Raw genomic sequence first — 17,381 nt, 5'->3', positions numbered from 1 at the left:
TGCGGCGGACCGGACAGGGACGGGGAGCCCGGAACGCGTCGGGACGGGCGGGCCCGGCCGGGAGGTCACGGCAGCGGGCCCAGCGGGCAGGGCACGCCCTAAACGGAGACGAAGGGCTCGGGGTAGCGGCAGAGCCCGCGCGGGCCGCCGTCGTACGACGCCAGCGGCAGCGCCTGGAAGTAGGGCTCCGGCACCTCGAACGGGCCGACGACCTCGTGGCCCCCGGCCGGCGTGAAGCCGAACCGGCCGTAGTACTCCGGATCGCCGAGGACGACCACGAGCTTCTCCCCCGCGTCCTCGGCCGCCGCCAGCGCGGCCCGGACGACGAGCTCGCCGACGCCCCGGCGCTGCCACTCGGGCGCCACCGCGACCGGCGCGAGCGCCAGCGCCTGGCCGTCCCCGACCCGCAGCCGGGTCAGCAGCGCGTGCCCGACGACCAGCCCGGTCGCGTCGACCGCGACCACGGACAGCCCGGGCAGCCAGGCGGGATCGCGCCGCAGCGCGTCCACCAGGTCCGCCTCGTCCGGCCCGGGGAACGCGGCCATGTGGACGCGTCTGGTCGCCGGGGCGTCCTCCGGACATTCGATTCTCGTTGCGACCCGCATGAGTCAACCCTCCCTGTGTCGCACACCGTTGTGGACCGGCCCCGGACGGTGGGTGGACCGTCCGGGGCCGTTGCAGGTTAGCGGATGTGACGCTTCGTCAGGACTTGGGCTGAGCCTCGGCCTTGGCGTCCTCGCGGACCTTGGGCTGGGCGTCCACGCCGGCCTCGCGGCGCTGCGCCGGGGTGATCGGGGTCGGCGCACCGGTCAGCGGGTCGCCACCGGTGGACGTCTTCGGGAAGGCGATGACGTCGCGGATGGTGTCGTACCCGCCGAGCAGGGTGACGATCCGGTCCAGGCCGAAGGCGACGCCACCGTGCGGCGGCGGGCCGTAGTTGAAGGCGTCCAGCAGGAAGCCGAACTGCGAGGCCGCCTCCTCCTCGGAGAGGCCGATCGCGTCGAACGCCCGCTTCTGCACGTCGCGCTGGTGGATACGGATCGAACCGCCGCCCAGCTCCGAGCCGTTGAGGACCAGGTCGTACGCGTTGGACAGCGCCGAGCCGGGGTCGGTGTCGAAGGTGTCCAGCGACTCCGCGGTCGGGGCGGTGAACGGGTGGTGCACCGCGTGCCAGCCCTGGAACTGGCCCTTGTCGTCCTCGATCGGCTCGAACATCGGGAAGTCGACGACCCAGAGGAAGGCCCACTGGGACTCGTCGATCAGCTCGCAGCGCTTGCCGATCTCCAGACGGGCGGCGCCGAGCAGCTCCTGCGAGGCGCGCTCCTTGCCGGCCGCGAAGAAGACCGCGTCGCCGTTCTTGGCGCCGGCGGCGGCGGCCAGGCCGGCCAGGTGCTCGGCGGAGAGGTTCTTGGCGACCGGGCCGCGCAGCTCGCCCGTCTCGGCGTCGATGAGCACGTAGGCGAGGCCCTTGGCGCCGCGCGCCTTGGCCCAGTCCTGCCAGGCGTCCAGCTGCTTGCGCGGCTGCGAGGCACCGCCGGGCATGACCACCGCGCCGACGTACGGGGCCTGGAAGACGCGGAACTCGGTGCCCTTGAAGTACTCGGTGAGGTCGGTGAGTTCCTGGCCGAAGCGGACGTCCGGCTTGTCGGAGCCGTAGCGGCCCATGGCGTCCGCGTAGGTCATCCGGGGCAGCGGGTTCGGGATCTCGTAGCCGTGCACGTCGCGCCAGATCGAGCCGACGATCTTCTCGCCGAGGGCCAGGATGTCCTCCTGGTCGACGAAGGAGGCCTCGATGTCCAGCTGGGTGAACTCCGGCTGCCGGTCGGCGCGGAAGTCCTCGTCGCGGAAGCAGCGGGCGATCTGGTAGTAGCGCTCCATGCCGGCCACCATCAGCAGCTGCTTGAACAGCTGGGGCGACTGCGGCAGCGCGTACCAGTGGCCGGGCTGCAGGCGGACCGGGACGAGGAAGTCGCGGGCGCCCTCGGGGGTGGAGCGGGTGAGGTACGGCGTCTCGATGTCGAGGTAGTCGTTCTCCTCCATCACCCGGCGGATGATGTTGTTGACCTTGGAGCGCAGGCGCAGGCCCTTGGCCGGGCCCTCACGGCGCAGGTCCAGGTAGCGGTAGCGCAGCCGGACCTCCTCGTTGACCGTGCCCGGCTCGTACTCGGCGACCGGGAAGGGCAGCGGGGCGGCCTCGGAGAGCACCTCGATCGCGCTGACCACGACCTCGACGGCACCGGTCGGGATGTCCGGGTTCTCGTTGCCCTCGGGGCGGACGCGGACGTCGCCGACGACCTTGACGCAGTACTCGGCGCGCAGGCCGTGCACCGAGTCGAGGTCGCGGACCACGATCTGCACGGTGCCGGAGGCGTCGCGCAGGTCGATGAAGGCCACGCCGCCGTGGTCGCGGCGGCGGGCGACCCAGCCGGCCAGGGTGACGGTGGTGTCTGCGTGCTCCGGGCGGAGCGTGCCCGCGTCGTGCGTGCGGATCACAGCTGCTTCTCCTTCAGGGTGGTGACGAGTGCGTCGAGGGCGACGGGGTTCTGCTCGCCGGTGCTCATGTCCTTGAGCTGGACGACGCCCTCGGCGAGGTCCCGGTCCCCGGCGATCAGGGCGAAGCGGGCGCCGGACCGGTCGGCGGACTTCATGGCGTTCTTGATGCTCTTGACGCCGAAGGCGAGGTCGGTGGCGACGCCGGCCCGGCGCAGCTCGACCACCTTGGCGAACAGGGTGTTCTTGGCCTCCTCGCCGAGCGCGACGGCGTACACGGAGGTGGCGGCCGGCAGATCGAGGGCGACGCCCTCGGCCTCCAGGGCCAGGTAGGTGCGGTCCACGCCGAGCGCCCAGCCGACGGAGGGCAGCGCCGGGCCGCCGATCATCTCGGACAGGCCGTCGTAGCGGCCGCCGCCGCCGATCGCGGACTGCGCGCCGAGGCCGTTGTGCACGAACTCGAAGGTGGTGCGGGTGTAGTAGTCCAGGCCGCGGACCAGCTTCGGGTCGTCGACGAAGGCGACGCCGTTGGCGGTGAGCAGCTCGCGGACCTTCTCGTCGTACGCCTTGCACTCCTCGCACAGGTAGTCGCGGAGCATCGGGGCGTCGGCGAGCTGGGCCTGCACCGACTCGCGCTTGTCGTCCAGCACCCGCAGCGGGTTGATCTCGGCGCGGCGGCGGGTCTCCTCGTCCAGGTCGAGGCCGGAGAGGAAGTCGATCAGCGCCGCGCGGTACACCGGGCGGCACTGCTTGTCGCCGAGGCTGTTGAGCAGCAGCGAGTAGTTCCGCAGGCCGAGCCCGCGGAAGGCGTCGTCGGCCAGGATGATCAGCTCGGCGTCCAGCGCCGGGTCCTCGGCGCCGATCGCCTCGGCGCCGACCTGGGAGAACTGGCGGTAGCGGCCCTTCTGGGCGCGCTCGTAGCGGTAGTACGAGCCGGAGTACCAGAGCTTGACCGGCAGGTTGCCCTGCTTGTGCAGGTTCGCCTGGAGCGCGGCCCGCAGCACCGAGGCGGTGCCCTCCGGGCGCAGCGCGAGCTCGTCGCCACCCTTGGTGGTGAGGGTGTACATCTCCTTGCTGACGATGTCGGTGGACTCGCCGACACCGCGGGAGAACAGCTTCACGTCCTCGAAGACCGGGGTCTCGATGTAGCCGTAGCCGGCCCGGCGGGCGGGCGCGGCGATGCGCTCGCGGATCGCCAGGAACGTCGCGGAGCTGGGGGGCAGCAGGTCGTAGGTGCCCTTGGGGGCGGTGAAGGTGTTCAACTTCTCTTCCGTCACATTCCTCGTCGAGGGAAGTCCGGGGCGCCGACCGCCCCCGCTGCCTGTCGGAGGTAGGGGTTGGTGGCGCGCTCGCGGCCGATGGTGGTCTGACCGCCGTGGCCGGAGAGGACCACGGTGGAGTCGTCGAGGGGCAGGCACACCCGGGCCAGCGACGTCATGATCGCCTCGCTATCCCCGCCCGGGAGGTCGGTACGCCCGATGGAGCCGGCGAACAGCAGGTCGCCCGAGAACAGCACCGGGGGGAGGTCCTCGGCACCGGGCGTCCGGAAGGTCACCGACCCCCCGGTATGGCCCGGGGCGTGGTCCACGGTCAGTCGCAGGCCGGCCAGCTCCAGCACGCTGCCGTCGGTGAGTTCGCGCACGTCGTCGGGCTCGCCGACGGTGAGCTCGCCCATCAGCTGGGTGCCCAGGGAGCGGCCGAGCGCCTTCTCCGGGTCGGCCATCATGTACCGGTCCTCGGGGTGGATCCAGGCCGGGACGCCGCGGGCGCCGCAGACCGGGACCACCGAGGCCACGTGGTCGATGTGGCCGTGGGTGAGCAGCACGGCGACGGGCTTGAGCCGGTGCTCGCGGACCAGTTCCTCGACGCCGCGGGCGGCCTGGTGGCCGGGGTCGACGATGACGCACTCCTCGCCCGCCGCCGGAGCGACCAGGTAGCAGTTGGTGCCCCAGGCTCCAGCGGGGAATCCGGCGATGAACACGCGCGTCCTTCGTGATGCGGTCGGTGGCGACGAGGATGGAAGTCAAGTGGTGTAAGGGCAGCCTACCGGCGGTGCGCCTCCGGTTGCGAACCAGATCGGCGCCCGGACGCGGCCGTCTGACAGGTTCACCGCGTCCTTACGGGCCCGGTCCCTACACTTGGCCGCCGAGGGATGCGATGATCCGCTCCGGAATCCCCTCCACTTTCCCCGCACATCCGTAGGAGACACGGCCGGTGGTCAGCAGCGAACAGCGGCGGCGGCAGCTCGCCCGCGAGAAGTACGATCGCCAGATGGAGCGCCGGGCCGAGGCCGAGGCCGCCCGTAAGCGTCGCACCACGATCCTGGGCGCCGCGCTGGCCGTGGTGGTCCTGGCCGGCGGTGGCACCCTGATCGCCACCGGCGCGTTCAGCTCGGACGACAAGGACAAGAGCGCGTCCGCGGCGAACAGCCCGCAGGCCGCGCCGACCAAGGCCGCCGAGCCGACGACCCCGACCCGCAAGCCGGTCGAGGGCTGCGCCGCTCCGGCGCCGGGCGCCCCCAACGGCAAGAAGTGGCAGGCCGAGCCGGCCATGTCGATCGAGCCGGGCTCGGCGTACACGATGGCGCTGGACACCAACTGCGGCAAGGTGACGATCGCGCTGGACGCGGCCAAGGCCCCGCACACGGTGAACTCGTTCTCCTTCCTGGCCGGCGAGCAGTACTTCGACCACACCAAGTGCCACCGCCTCACCACCGACGGCATCTTCGTGCTGCAGTGCGGTGACCCGACCGCCAGCGCGACCGTCCCGGGCGGCACCGGCGACCCGGGCTACAAGTTCGCGGACGAGAACCTGGACGGCGCGACCTACCCGGCGGGCACCGTGGCGATGGCCAACTCCGGCCCCGGCACGAACGGCAGCCAGTTCTTCCTGGTCTACAAGGACACCAAGCTGCCGCCGAAGTACACCCCCTTCGGCAAGATCACCGGCGGCCTGGACGTGGTGCAGAAGATCGCCGCGGCCGGCACCCTGGAGGGCTCCCCGGACGGCCACCCGATGGCCGACGTGACCTTCAACTCCGTTACGGTGTCGAAGGGTTGACCGATCCCGGGGCCGTCGGCAGCCGTCCCGCGCGGCGCGCTCGCCCGGCCCCGGGCCGAAATCGCCCGGCCCGGATGCGGACAGCACCGGGCCTGGTCGCCTATGTTGGCGTTGTATAGGGTGCCCGGATCCGCCCAGCCGTCACCCTCGGCAGCAGGGCAGGGCGGACGGGGACGGCGGACTCATCGGTCCGCCGCACATCAACTGTGGACGACGGTCGCGCGCCGCCCCGGCGTGGGCGCGACGTCATGTGGAGGACGCGCTATGAGCAGCGACCCGTGGGGCCGTGTGGACGAGCAGGGCACGGTCTACGTCAGGACGGCCGACGGCGAACGCGTCGTGGGTTCCTGGCAGGCCGGCTCGCCCGAGGAGGCCCTCGCCTACTTCGAGCGCAAGTACCAGGGCATCGAGGTGGAGATCGGCCTGCTGGAGAAGCGGGTGCGCACCACCGACCTGGCCGCCAAGGACGCCCAGACCGCGCTGGAGCACCTGCGCGCGCAGGTGGTCGAGGGGCACGCGGTCGGTGACCTGGAGGCCCTGGCCAAGCGGCTGGACACGCTCGCCGGCGAGATCGAGAGTCGGCGCGAGGAGCGCAAGGCCGCCCGCGCCAAGGCGCAGGACGAGGCCCGCGCGGCCAAGGAGGCCCTGGTCACCGAGGCCGAGCAGCTCGCCGAGTCCACCCAGTGGCGGGAGGCCGGGGACCGGCTGCGCGCCCTGGTGGACACCTGGAAGGGCCTGCCCCGCCTGGACCGCAAGAGCGACGACGAGCTGTGGCACCGCTTCTCGCACGCCCGCTCGGTCTTCTCCAAGCACCGCAAGGCGCACTTCGCCACCCTGGACGCCGAGCGCGACAAGGCCCGGCAGACCAAGGAGGCGCTGGTCGCCGAGGCCGAGACGCTGTCCTCGTCCACGGACTGGGGCACCACCGCGGCCGCCTACCGCGACCTGATGGCGCGGTGGAAGGGCGCCGGCCGCGCCCAGCGGGACATCGAGGACGAGCTGTGGGCGCGGTTCCGCGGCGCGCAGGACGTCTTCTTCCAGGCCCGCTCCGCGGTGTTCAGCGAGCGCGACGCCGAGCAGGTGGAGAACCAGAAGCTCAAGGAGGCGCTGGCCGCCGAGGCCGAGGCGATCCTGCCGATCACCGACCTGAAGGCCGCCAAGGCCGCGCTGCGCGAGGTCAACGAGCGCTGGGAGGCGATCGGGCACGTGCCGCGCGAGGTCCGTCCGAAGCTGGACGGCCGGCTGAACACGGTCGAGCGGGCCATCCGCGAGGCCGAGGAGAGCGAGTGGAAGCGCTCCAACCCCGAGGCCAAGGCCCGCGCGGCCGGCATGGTCGGGCTCTTCCAGGCCAAGGCCGACAAGATCCAGGCCGACCTGGACAAGGCCCGCGCGGCCGGCAACGCCTCCCGGACGGCCAAGCTCGAGTCCGAGCTGGCCGGCGTGCAGACCCTGCTGGAGCAGGCGCACAAGAGCCAGGAGGAGTTCAGCGGCTGATCCCGCCGAACCGTCCGTACGGCGAAGGCCCCCGGGGAGCTCCCCGGGGGCCTTCGCCGTACGGACGCGCCGTCAGACCGTCGTCACTTCCGCGCGGAGGTGACGCGGTAGACGTCGTACACGCCCTCGACGCCGCGCACCGCCTTGAGCACGTGGCCGAGGTGCTTCGGGTCGCCCATCTCGAAGGTGAACCGGCTCATCGCCACCCGGTCGCGGGAGGTCTGCACCGCCGCCGACAGGATGTTGACGTGCTGGTCGGAGAGCACCCGGGTGACGTCGGAGAGCAGCCGGGAGCGGTCCAGCGCCTCGACCTGGATGGCCACCAGGAAGACCGAGGACTGGGTGGCCGCCCACTCGACGTCGATCATGCGTTCCGGCTGCTGGCTCAGCGCCTCCACGTTGACGCAGTCGGCGCGGTGCACCGAGACGCCGTTGCCGCGGGTCACGAAGCCGACGATCGGGTCGCCCGGCACCGGGGTGCAGCAGCGGGAGAGCTTGACCCAGACGTCCTCGACGCCCTTGACGATCACGCCCGGGTCGCCCTTGGCCCGGCGGCGCACCGCACGGCGGTTGTCGTGCGTCGGGGTGGCGGTCTCCGCCAGGTCCTCGGTCGCGCCCTCCTCGCCGCCGAGCGCCTGGACCAGCTTCTGCACGATGTTCTGCGCGGCGACGTGGCCCTCGCCGATCGCGGCGTAGAGCGAGGAGATGTCGGGGTAGCGCATCTCGTGGGCCAGGGTGACCAGCGAGTCGCCGGTCAGGATCCGCTGGATCGGCAGGCCCTGCTTGCGCATCGCCCGGACGATCGCCTCCTTGCCGTGCTCGATCGCCTCCTCGCGGCGCTCCTTGGAGAACCAGGCGCGGATCTTGTTGCGGGCGCGCGGCGACTTGACGAAGCCCAGCCAGTCCCGGGACGGACCGGCGTTCTCCGCCTTGGAGGTGAACACCTCGACGGCGTCGCCGTTCTCCAGGGTCGACTCCAGCGGCACCAGCCGCCCGTTCACCCGGGCGCCTATCGTCCGGTAGCCGACCTCGGTGTGCACCGCGAAGGCGAAGTCGACCGGGGTCGCGCCGGCCGGCAGGGCTATCACGTCACCCTTGGGGGTGAAGACGAAGACCTCGTTGCTGGCCAGGTCGAAGCGGAGCGACTCCAGGAACTCGCCCGGGTCGGCGGTCTCCTTCTGCCAGTCCAGCAGCTGCCGCAGCCAGGCCATCTCGTTGACGGCGCCGGCCTTGTCGTCCTTGCGGGTCTGGGTCGGGGTGTCGGTGCGGACCTTGGACGCCCCGGCCACCGCGCGCTGCTTGTACTTCCAGTGCGCGGCGATGCCGTACTCGGCCCGCCGGTGCATGTCGAAGGTGCGGATCTGGAGCTCGACGGGCTTGCCGCCGGGGCCGATCACCGTCGTGTGCAGCGACTGGTACATGTTGAACTTGGGCATCGCGATGTAGTCCTTGAACCGCCCCGGCACCGGGTTCCACCGCGCGTGGATGGTGCCCAGCGCCGCGTAGCAGTCGCGGACGGTGTCGACCAGGACCCGGATGCCCACCAGGTCGTAGATCTCGGCGAAGTCCCGGCCCCGGACGATCATCTTCTGGTAGACCGAGTAGTAGTGCTTCGGCCGGCCGGTGACGGAGGCGGTGATCCGGGCGCCGCGCAGGTCCGTCTGGACCTGGTCGATGACGGTCGCCAGGTACTCGTCCCGCTTGGGGGCGCGCTCGGCGACCAGCCGGACGATCTCGTCGTACATCTTGGGGTAGAGGATCGCGAAGGCGAGGTCCTCCAGCTCCCACTTGATGGTGTTCATGCCCAGCCGGTGCGCCAGCGGGGCGTAGATCTCCAGCGTCTCGCGGGCCTTCTTCTCCTGCTTCTCCCGCTTGAGGTAGCGCATCGTGCGCATGTTGTGCAGGCGGTCGGCCAGCTTGATCACCAGGACCCGCGGGTCCTTGGCCATCGCGACGACCATCTTGCGGACGGTCTCGGCCTGCGCGGCCTCGCCGAACTTGACCCGGTCCAGCTTGGTGACGCCGTCCACCAGCAGGGCCACCGAGTCGCCGAAGTCCTTGCGCAGGGTCTCCAGGCCGTAGTCGGTGTCCTCGACGGTGTCGTGCAGCAGCCCGGCCATCAGCGTCGGGGCGTCCATGCCGAGCTCGGCGAGGATCGTCGCGACGGCCAGCGGGTGGGTGATGTACGGGTCGCCGCTCTTGCGCTTCTGCCCCCGGTGCCACTTCTCGGCGACCGCGTACGCCTTCTCGATGTCGCGCAGCAGCGCCGGGTCGGCCTTGGGGTCGTTCGCCCGGATCGAGCGGAACAGCGGCTCCAGGACGGGGTTGAGCACGCTGGAGCGCTGGCCGCCGAGGCGGGCCAGGCGGGCGCGCATGCCACCGGTGGAGCCCCGGCCGGACGGGGCGAGCGAACGCGAGGAGGTCGGCGCCGGACGTGCCGGGGTGGCCCCCGAGGGCGCGGGACGGTCTTCGGGGGCGGCCGCTGCGGCCGTGGGCACAACCTCGTCGGGCAAGGACAACTCCTCGGGGCACCGGGCCGGCCCCTGCCGCGGTCCGAACGGGAGGACCCGACCGGGAGGGGATGAATCTTCATGGTACCGAGCCCGGCGCCCCGGCGTTCATCCGGCCGGGCCGCAAACGGAAGGGCGGCGGTCGGATGCTCCGACCGCCGCCCTCCGCGCAGGTGCCTCAGACCGTGACCAGCGTCTCCAGCGGAGCGCCGGCCAGGTGCCCGGCCAGCCGCTCGCGGCCGTCCAGGAAGCCCAGCTCCATCAGCACCACGACGCCGGCCAGCTCGGCGCCGGCCTCCTTGACCAGGTCCAGCGAGGCCCCGATCGTCCCGCCGGTGGCCAGCACGTCGTCCACCACCAGCACCCGCTCACCGGGCGCGAAGGCGTCGCACTGCACCTCCAGCGTCGCCGAGCCGTACTCCAGCTCGTACGAGCGGCGGAACACCTCGCCGGGCAGCTTGCCCTGCTTGCGGATCGGCACGAAGCCGAGCCCGGCCGCGAAGGCCGCCGGAGCCGCCAGCACGAAGCCGCGCGCCTCCAGGCCCACCACCTTGGTCGCCCCGAGCTCCTTCGCCCGGTCCGCCAGCGCCCGGGTCAGGGCGCCGAAGGCCTCGGCGTCGGCGAGCAGCGGCGCGATGTCCTTGAACAGCACGCCCGGCTTCGGGTAGTCCGGAACGTCCCGGATCCGGCTGTTCAGCAGCTCGGCCAGGGCGATGTCGGCGGTGGTCACGGTGAGTCCTCGGGGTCGTGGTACGGGTCAGCGCTTGGTGGACGGACGGCCCTTGGCACGGGTGCCGGCCGCACGGCCACGCTGACCGACCATACCCGCGGGCTGGCCCTCGTCCGCGAGCTCGTCACCGGCGACCGCGTCCTCGACCTTGTCGGCGGCGGCCCGGTGCTGCAGGACCCGCTTGCGCAGCGCCTTCATCTCCGGCTGCTCCTCCTTGAGCTGCGCCAGCAGCGGGGTGGCGACGCAGATCGAGGAGTAGGCACCGGCCGCGAGGCCGATGAAGAGCGCGAGCGAGATGTCGTTCAGGGTGCCGGCGCCCAGGATGCCGCCACCGATGAACAGCAGCGCGGCGACCGGCAGCAGCGCCACCACGGTGGTGTTGAGCGAGCGCACCAGGGTCTGGTTGAGGCCCGCGTTGGCCGCCTCGCTGTAGGTGAGCTTGTTCTGCTTGGTGAGCCCCTTGGTGTTCTCCTTCACGGTGTCGAAGACGACGACCGTGTCGTAGAGCGAGTACCCGAGGATCGTCAGGAAGCCGATCACCGTACCGGGGGTGACCTCGAAGCCCACCAGGGCGTAGACCCCGATGGTGATCAGGAGGTCGTGGATGAGGGCGACCAGGGCGGCCACCGCCATCCGCCACTCGAAGGCGATCGCCAGGTAGACCGTCACCAGGATCATGAAGATGATCAGACCCGTGAGGGCCTTGCTGGAGATCTGCTTGCCCCAGCTGGGGCCGATCACCTGGGCCTCGACGGTGTCCAGCGGAACGCCGATCTTCTCGGCGAGCTGCGAGCGCACCTCGTCCGAGCTCTTCGGCTCCTCGGTGCTGACCTGGATGCGGATCTTGCCGTTGTCGGTGGACTGCACCAGCGGGTGCGAGGAGACGACCTGGTCGGCCTTCTCCTGCGCCTGCGAGACGGTCAGGCCGGGCTTGGCCACGGTGTAGACCGAGCCGCCCTTGAACTCGATGCCCAGGTGCAGGCCCATGGCAAGGCCGATCGCCGCGACCAGCACGATCACGCCGGAGATGGAGTACCAGAGCTTGCGGCGGCCGACGAAGTCGAAGCTGACCTCGCCCTGGTAGAGCCGGTGTCCCAGGTTGGAGAAGCGCGACACGGTGTCAGGCCTCCTTCACGGCGGCAGAGGAGGGGTTACGACGACGGCTGCTGCGCAGCGGCGGGCGGGCGCCCAGCCGCTTCGGGTCCAGGCCGGACCACGGGTGACCGTTGAGGAAGAACTTCCGGCGGGCCAGCAGCGTGATCAGCGGCTTGGTGAAGAGGAAGATCACCACGACGTCGAGCGCCGTGGTCAGACCCAGGGTGAACGCGAAGCCCTGGACCTTGCCGACCGAGACCACGTAGAGCACGGCGGCACAGAGGAAGGACACGAAGTCCGAGACCAGGATGGTGCGCCGGGCGCGCGGCCAGGCCCGCTGGACCGCCGGGCGCAGCGGGGCGCCCTCGCGGACCTCGTCGCGGATGCGCTCGAAGTACACGATGAAGGAGTCCGCGGTGATGCCGATCGCGACGATCGCGCCGCAGACCGCGGGCAGGTTCAGCGCGAAGCCGATCCCGCCGCCGAGCAGGCTCATGATCGAGTAGGTCATGATCGCCGAGACGATCAGACCGGCGATCGAGACCAGGCCGAGGCCGCGGTAGTAGATCAGCGAGTAGGCGACGACCAGCACCATGCCGATCAGGCCGGCGACCAGGCCGGCCTTGAGCTGGTCGCTGCCGAGCGCCGGGGAGACGGTGGTGATGTCGCTCTTGGCGAACTCCAGCGGCAGGGCGCCGTAGCCCAGCACGTTGGACAGGTCCTGCGCCTCGGTCTGGGTGAAGCGACCGGTGATGACCGCGCTGCCGCCCGGGATCGAGCCGTTGACCTGCGGGTGCGAGACGACCTGGTTGTCCAGCACGATGGCGAACTGGTTGGTCGGCGGGGCCTGGGTGGCCAGCTGGCCGGTGACCTTGGCGAAGGCGTCGGTGCCGGTGCCGTTGAACTGCAGCTGGACCTGCCAGCCGGCGCCGGTCTGGGTGTCGAGGCTGGGCTGGGCCTTGGAGACGTCCTTGCCCTTCACGGCCACCGGGCCGAGCGCCAGCTTCTCGTAGTAGCCGTTCTCGGGCTTCTGGGAGCAGGCGATGACGGCCTTGTCCTCGGGACCGGTCTGGGCGGCGCGGACCTCGGGCTTGGAGCAGTCGACCGCGGCGAACGCGGCGGCCAGCTCCGGCGGGACGGTGCCCTGGGTCATCGCGGCGCTGAGGTCGGCGGCGGCCGGCGGGGTCGCCGGGGCGCTCGGGGCGCCGGTGGCGGCCGGGGCGGCGCTGCCGGTGGCGGCGGCGGACGGGGCCGTGCTCGCGCCGGTGGCGGCGGGCGACGGGCTGGTGCCCTCGGCGGCCAGCGCCTCACCGACGGTGCGGCCCTGCTTGGTGGCGCTCGCGGACGCGGACGGCGAGCCGGGCGCGGAGGCGCCGGCGGTGGCCGACGGAGTGGCACCGGCCGACGGGGTCGCCGACGGGGTGCCGGTGGCGCCCGCGGACGGGGTGCCGGTGGGAGCCGGGGCGGTGACGCCGCTGGGGGCCACGGCCAGGACCGGGCGGAAGAACAGCTGGGCGGTGGTACCGACCTGGTCCGCCGCGTTCTGCCGGTCGCCGCCCTTGGGGATGTTCACGATGATCGTGTTGTCGCCCTGGGTCTGGACCTCCGCCTCGGAGACACCCATGCCGTTGACGCGGCGCTCGATGATCCCGGTAGCGATGTCCATGTTGGACTTGTTGATCGCCTTGGGGTCGGTCGACTTCGCGGTCAGCGTGATGCTGGTGCCACCGGCGAGGTCGATCCCGAGCCGGGGCTTGGTGTTGCCCGTCCCGAACATGAGGGCGACCAGTCCGACGGTGACGACCAGGATGAGGGCCAGCGCCCGCCCTGGGTAGCCGTCGCGCGGGCGCGACTTGGGTGTTGCCACCTTGCTCGTTTCTCCCTGTCCATGCCACTTCCCCGACCGGACCCCCGTCCGGCTCGTGGCGGGACAGGGGTCCGGCGGTGCTGCGGCCCTGAGGTCCTGTGGGCTCGCGGCAACTGTTGCCGCGCGGCCGGGCGGGTTGCCCGTCCGTACTACTTGCTCGCGGGAGCCCCGCCCTCGACGTCGCCCTTCGCGGCGCTGTCCTTGGTGAGCGTCAGCGGCTTGTCCTCGACCGGCTCGGCGTCGGCGTCCTCGGCCTCCGGCTCGGGGAGCTCGTCGTCGGCGGGGCGACCGTTGATGATCGCGTCGTACTCCTGGGGGTCCAGGACGGCCGCGATCGCGCTCTTGGTGAAGTGGGTGACCACGCCGGGCGCGATCTCCAGCTCGACGGTCTCGTCATTGACCGCCTTCACCTGGGCATACAGACCGCCGATGGTGCGCACTCCCGCCCCGGGCTCCAGCGAGGTCTGCATGCTCTGCTGCTGCTGCTGGCGCTTCTTCTGCGACCGGAACATGAGCACGATCGCGATGATCGGGAGGAGAAGGATGATGAGGTTCACTGCAGCCAGGGTCCTTTACGGGCCGCCGGCCGGCGGCCTGTGTGGTATGGGTCGGCCCGTCAGGTGAGAGGGGCGGTCCGGCGGAGTCTATGCAACCCCGAACTGATCGGACAACGCCAAGCATCGCATCCTGCCGCCGAAAGTGGCGACCCTCCGCCTGCACAGTTTCCCCGGGCTCCCTTCCCGGCTCCCCCATGCCGTGCGCCGACCGCACCGGGCGGGAACGTACGGCCCCGTCTCACCCGTTCAGCCGATGGCGGTCAACCTTCGTCGGCCGGGAACAGCTCCGGCTGGGGCGGAACTGTGCCCCGGGCGGTCTGGACCGGCGGGGTCAGGCCGAGGTGCTGCCAGGCCGCGGCGGTGGCGATCCGGCCGCGCGGGGTCCGGGCGAGCAGTCCCTCGCGGACCAGGAAGGGCTCGGCCACCTCCTCGACCGTCTCGGACTCCTCGCCCACCGCGACGGCCAGTGTCGACAAACCGACCGGCCCGCCGCCGAACAGCCGCAGCAGCGCGTCCAGCACCGCGCGGTCCAGCCGGTCCAGGCCGCGGGCGTCCACCTCGTAGACGGCCAGCGCCTGGGCCGCGATCTCGGCGTCGACCAGGCCGTCGTGCCGGACCTGCGCGTAGTCGCGGACCCGCCGCAGCAGCCGGTTGGCGATCCGCGGGGTGCCGCGCGAACGCCCGGCGATCTCGGCGGCACCGGCCGGGTCTATCTCCACGTCCAGCAGCGCGGCCGAGCGGTGCACCACCCGCTGCAGCTCGGCCGGGGCATAGAACTCCATGTGGCCGGTGAAGCCGAAGCGGTCGCGCAGCGGCGGCGGCAGCAGGCCGGCCCGGGTGGTGGCGCCGACGAGCGTGAAGGGCGGCAGCTCCAGCGGGATGGCGGTGGCGCCCGGCCCCTTGCCGACGATCACGTCGACCCGGAAGTCCTCCATCGCCATGTAGAGCATCTCCTCGGCGGGCCGGGACATCCGGTGGATCTCGTCGAGGAAGAGCACCTCCCCCTCGGTCAGCGAGGAGAGGATCGCCGCGAGGTCGCCCGCGTGCTGGATGGCCGGGCCGGAGGTGATCCGGATCGGGGCGCCCAGCTCGGCCGCGATGATCATGGACAGGGTGGTCTTGCCCAGCCCGGGCGGACCGCTCAGCAGCACGTGGTCGGGCGCGCTGCCGCGCTTGCGGGCGGCCTGGAGCACCAGGGACAGCTGCTCGCGCACCCGCTCCTGGCCGATGAACTCGTCCAGCAGCTTGGGGCGCAGCGCCGCCTCCACCGCCTGGTCCTCACCGTCGGCGGCGGCCGTCACCAGCCGGTCGGCGGGTTCCGAGTCGTACATCGTTGCGGGCTCCCGAGTCCTCAGAGTCGACAAACGGACAGATCGTCAGATGGCGTCAGCGGGCGCGGTTGAGACCGCGCAGCGCGAGCCGGAGCAGGGCGCCGACGTCCGGCGTCTGCTGGGCCTCCGCCTCCGGGGCGACGGCCGCGACCGCCTCGTCCGCCTCGCGCGGGGCGTAGCCAAGGCCGGTCAGCGCGGAGTGCAGCTGCTCGCTCCACGGCGCCGGGCCGCTCGCGATCGGCTTCTGCGCCGGCACCGCGCCGTGCGGGGCGCCCAGCTTGTCCTTGTACTCCAGCAGCAGCTTGGCGGCCTTCGCCTTGCCGATGCCGGGGACCGCGACCAGCGCCTTCTCGTCGCCGCCCGCGATCGCGGCCCGCAGCGCGTCCGGGCTGTGCACGCCGAGGATCGCCTGCGCCAGCTTGGGGCCGACGCCCGGCGCGGCCTGGAGGATCTCGAAGACGGCGCGCTCGTCGTCGTCCGCGAAACCGAAGAGCGTCAGCGAGTCCTCCCGGACCACCAGCGAGGTCGCCAGCCGGGCCGGCTCGCCCAGCCGCAGACCGGCCAGGGTGTTCGGGGTGCACTGCACGGCCATCCCGATCCCGCCGACCTCGACCACCGCCGTACCGGCGGCGACGGCCGCCACGGGCCCTTGCACGAAGGCGATCACCGGACTGTTCCTCTCACGGGGGTGGATCGGGGGGTGGAACGGGGAGCGGACCCGGACGTGGCGGACCCGGACGTGGCGGACCCGGACGTGGCGCGGGCCGCCAGGACGGCGGCCTCCAGGCGGTTGGTCGCCCCGCCGCGCCAGATGTGGCAGATCGCGAGCGCCAGCGCGTCCGCGGCGTCCGCCGGCTTGGGCGGCGCGTCCAGCCGCAGCAGCCGCTGCACCATGGCCGTGACCTGCGCCTTGTCGGCCCGGCCGGAGCCGGTGACGGCCGCCTTGACCTCGCTGGGGGTGTGCAGGGTGACCGGGATGCCGCGCCGCGTCGCGCAGAGCATCGCCACCGCGCTGGCCTGGGCCGTCCCCATCACGGTGCGCACGTTGTGCTGGGCGAAGACCCGCTCGACGGCGACCAGGTCGGGCCGGTGCTCGTCCAGCCAGGCCTCGATGCCCTGCTCGACCTGGACCAGCCGCTGACCGATCTCGGCGTCGGCGGGCGTGCGCACCACCCCGACCCCGACCATCCGCAGCGGCCGGCCCGGCGCGCCCTCGACCACGCCGACCCCGCACCTGGTCAGCCCCGGGTCCACACCCAGTACCCGCACCACTTCGCCCCGCCTCCCGTGACCCGCCGGCTGTGGCGGGTGAACTTCCGCAGGCTACCGCCCGGGTCCGACAACCCGGCCGACGACACCGGCCCGGCGGTCCTGGGACCACCGGGCCGGGCAGTGAGAACGACCACTCGTGCCGTTACTCGGCGTCGAGCTGCGCACCGACCTCGTCGGAGATGTCGAAGTTGGCGAAGACGTTCTGCACGTCGTCGCTGTCCTCGAGGGCGTCGATCAGCTTGAGGATCTTGCGGGCGCCGTCGACGTCCAGCTCGACCTGCATGCTCGGGAGGAAGTTGGCCTCGGCCGAGTCGTAGTCGACGCCGGCGTCCACCAGCGCGGTGCGCACGGCGACCATCTTGGAGGCCTCGGAGACGATCTCGAACGTGTCGCCGAGGTCGTTGATCTCCTCGGGCTCCTGGTCCAGGACGACCTCGAAGAGCTTGTCCTCGTCCACGCCGTCGGCCTTGGGGACGATGACGACGCCCTTGCGGGCGAACAGGTACGACACCGAGCCCGGGTCGGCCATCGAGCCGCCGTTGCGGGTCATCGCGACGCGCACGTCGGAGGCCGCGCGGTTGCGGTTGTCGGTGAGGCACTCGATCAGGACGGCGACGCCGTTCGGGCCGTAGCCCTCGTACATGATGGTCTGGTAGTCGGCGCCGCCGGCCTCCAGGCCGCCACCGCGCTTGACGGCGCGGTTGATGTTGTCGATCGGGACCGAGCTCTTCTTCGCCTTCTGGATGGCGTCGTACAGGGTCGGGTTGCCCGCCGGGTCGGGACCGCCGGTGCGCGCCGCCACCTCGATGTTCTTGATCATCTTGGCGAAGAGCTTGCCGCGCTTGGCGTCGATCACGGCCTTCTTGTGCTTGGTGGTAGCCCACTTAGAGTGGCCGGACATCGCCAGCTCCTTTACGTCGCCAAAGGGAAATGAACAGATGAGATCTTACCGGTGTCGTCACCGGTGAGGCGCAC

General features: G+C 71.8%; 15 protein-coding genes. 2 read left to right on the top strand and 13 right to left on the bottom strand.

The genetic code is table 11. The annotated features are described in order from the left end of the window. Positions 1-98: 98 nt before the first annotated feature. The 4 genes from IE332_RS16370 to IE332_RS16355 all read right to left on the bottom strand — a co-directional run bounded on the left by IE332_RS16370 (position 99) and on the right by IE332_RS16355 (position 4,471). Entirely contained in the window at positions 99-605 is a 507-nt protein-coding gene (locus tag IE332_RS16370; RefSeq protein WP_189916643.1) for a GNAT family N-acetyltransferase, read from the bottom strand. Between the two features lie 97 nt (positions 606-702). Beyond that, complete coding sequence (gene aspS / locus IE332_RS16365) at positions 703-2,493, bottom strand: aspartate--tRNA ligase (protein WP_189916637.1); 1,791 nt, start codon at positions 2,491-2,493, stop codon at positions 703-705. Further along, the gene (gene hisS / locus IE332_RS16360; RefSeq protein WP_189916635.1) at positions 2,490-3,752 is read right to left on the bottom strand and encodes a histidine--tRNA ligase; all 1,263 of its coding nucleotides are present in this window, start codon (positions 3,750-3,752) and stop codon (positions 2,490-2,492) included. The genes aspS and hisS overlap by 4 nt, the downstream gene beginning before the upstream one ends. 11 nt (positions 3,753-3,763) lie before the next feature. Then, positions 3,764-4,471 (bottom strand): MBL fold metallo-hydrolase, encoded by a 708-nt coding sequence (locus IE332_RS16355; protein ID WP_189916633.1) that lies wholly within the window; start codon positions 4,469-4,471, stop codon positions 3,764-3,766. Between the two features lie 233 nt (positions 4,472-4,704). Between IE332_RS16355 and IE332_RS16350 the strand changes: the two genes are divergently transcribed. Together IE332_RS16350 and IE332_RS16345 are read left to right on the top strand one after the other, a co-directional pair. Continuing rightward, entirely contained in the window at positions 4,705-5,550 is an 846-nt protein-coding gene (locus IE332_RS16350) for a peptidylprolyl isomerase (protein ID WP_189916631.1), read from the top strand. 264 nt (positions 5,551-5,814) lie between these two features. Beyond that, the gene (locus tag IE332_RS16345) at positions 5,815-7,044 is read left to right on the top strand and encodes a DUF349 domain-containing protein (RefSeq protein ID WP_189916629.1); all 1,230 of its coding nucleotides are present in this window, start codon (positions 5,815-5,817) and stop codon (positions 7,042-7,044) included. Positions 7,045-7,127: 83 nt separating this feature from the next. Here IE332_RS16345 and IE332_RS16340 read toward each other — a convergent pair whose 3' ends face one another. The 9 genes from IE332_RS16340 to IE332_RS16300 form a co-directional block, all read right to left on the bottom strand. Continuing rightward, positions 7,128-9,563, bottom strand: coding sequence for a RelA/SpoT family protein (locus IE332_RS16340; protein WP_189916627.1), 2,436 nt, complete (start codon positions 9,561-9,563; stop codon positions 7,128-7,130). Between the two features lie 169 nt (positions 9,564-9,732). Continuing rightward, positions 9,733-10,284 carry an adenine phosphoribosyltransferase gene (locus IE332_RS16335; RefSeq protein WP_097238690.1) on the bottom strand — a complete coding sequence of 184 codons (552 nt, stop codon included), beginning with the start codon at positions 10,282-10,284 and terminating at the stop codon, positions 9,733-9,735. 27 nt (positions 10,285-10,311) lie between these two features. Then, complete coding sequence (gene secF, locus IE332_RS16330) at positions 10,312-11,400, bottom strand: protein translocase subunit SecF (protein ID WP_189916625.1); 1,089 nt, start codon at positions 11,398-11,400, stop codon at positions 10,312-10,314. A 4-nt stretch (positions 11,401-11,404) separates the two neighbouring features. Next, positions 11,405-13,246: a protein translocase subunit SecD gene (gene secD / locus IE332_RS16325; RefSeq protein WP_229928645.1), complete on the bottom strand. Its 1,842-nt coding sequence runs from the start codon at positions 13,244-13,246 to the stop codon at positions 11,405-11,407. A gap of 149 nt (positions 13,247-13,395) precedes the next feature. Beyond that, positions 13,396-13,803 carry a preprotein translocase subunit YajC gene (yajC, locus tag IE332_RS16320; protein WP_189916623.1) on the bottom strand — a complete coding sequence of 136 codons (408 nt, stop codon included), beginning with the start codon at positions 13,801-13,803 and terminating at the stop codon, positions 13,396-13,398. A gap of 260 nt (positions 13,804-14,063) precedes the next feature. Continuing rightward, positions 14,064-15,134, bottom strand: coding sequence for a Holliday junction branch migration DNA helicase RuvB (gene ruvB / locus IE332_RS16315; protein WP_189916621.1), 1,071 nt, complete (start codon positions 15,132-15,134; stop codon positions 14,064-14,066). A gap of 55 nt (positions 15,135-15,189) precedes the next feature. Next, the gene (ruvA, locus tag IE332_RS16310; protein ID WP_189916618.1) at positions 15,190-15,801 is read right to left on the bottom strand and encodes a Holliday junction branch migration protein RuvA; all 612 of its coding nucleotides are present in this window, start codon (positions 15,799-15,801) and stop codon (positions 15,190-15,192) included. Further along, positions 15,798-16,403 (bottom strand): crossover junction endodeoxyribonuclease RuvC, encoded by a 606-nt coding sequence (gene ruvC, locus IE332_RS16305; RefSeq protein ID WP_189917274.1) that lies wholly within the window; start codon positions 16,401-16,403, stop codon positions 15,798-15,800. The genes ruvA and ruvC overlap by 4 nt, the downstream gene beginning before the upstream one ends. 145 nt (positions 16,404-16,548) lie before the next feature. After that, complete coding sequence (locus IE332_RS16300; RefSeq protein WP_189916616.1) at positions 16,549-17,307, bottom strand: YebC/PmpR family DNA-binding transcriptional regulator; 759 nt, start codon at positions 17,305-17,307, stop codon at positions 16,549-16,551. Positions 17,308-17,381 lie beyond the last annotated feature (74 nt).

Source organism: Kitasatospora xanthocidica, assembly GCF_014656195.1.
Classification (GTDB): domain Bacteria; phylum Actinomycetota; class Actinomycetes; order Streptomycetales; family Streptomycetaceae; genus Kitasatospora; species Kitasatospora xanthocidica.
This window is presented reverse-complemented; position numbering and strand designations above follow the sequence as displayed.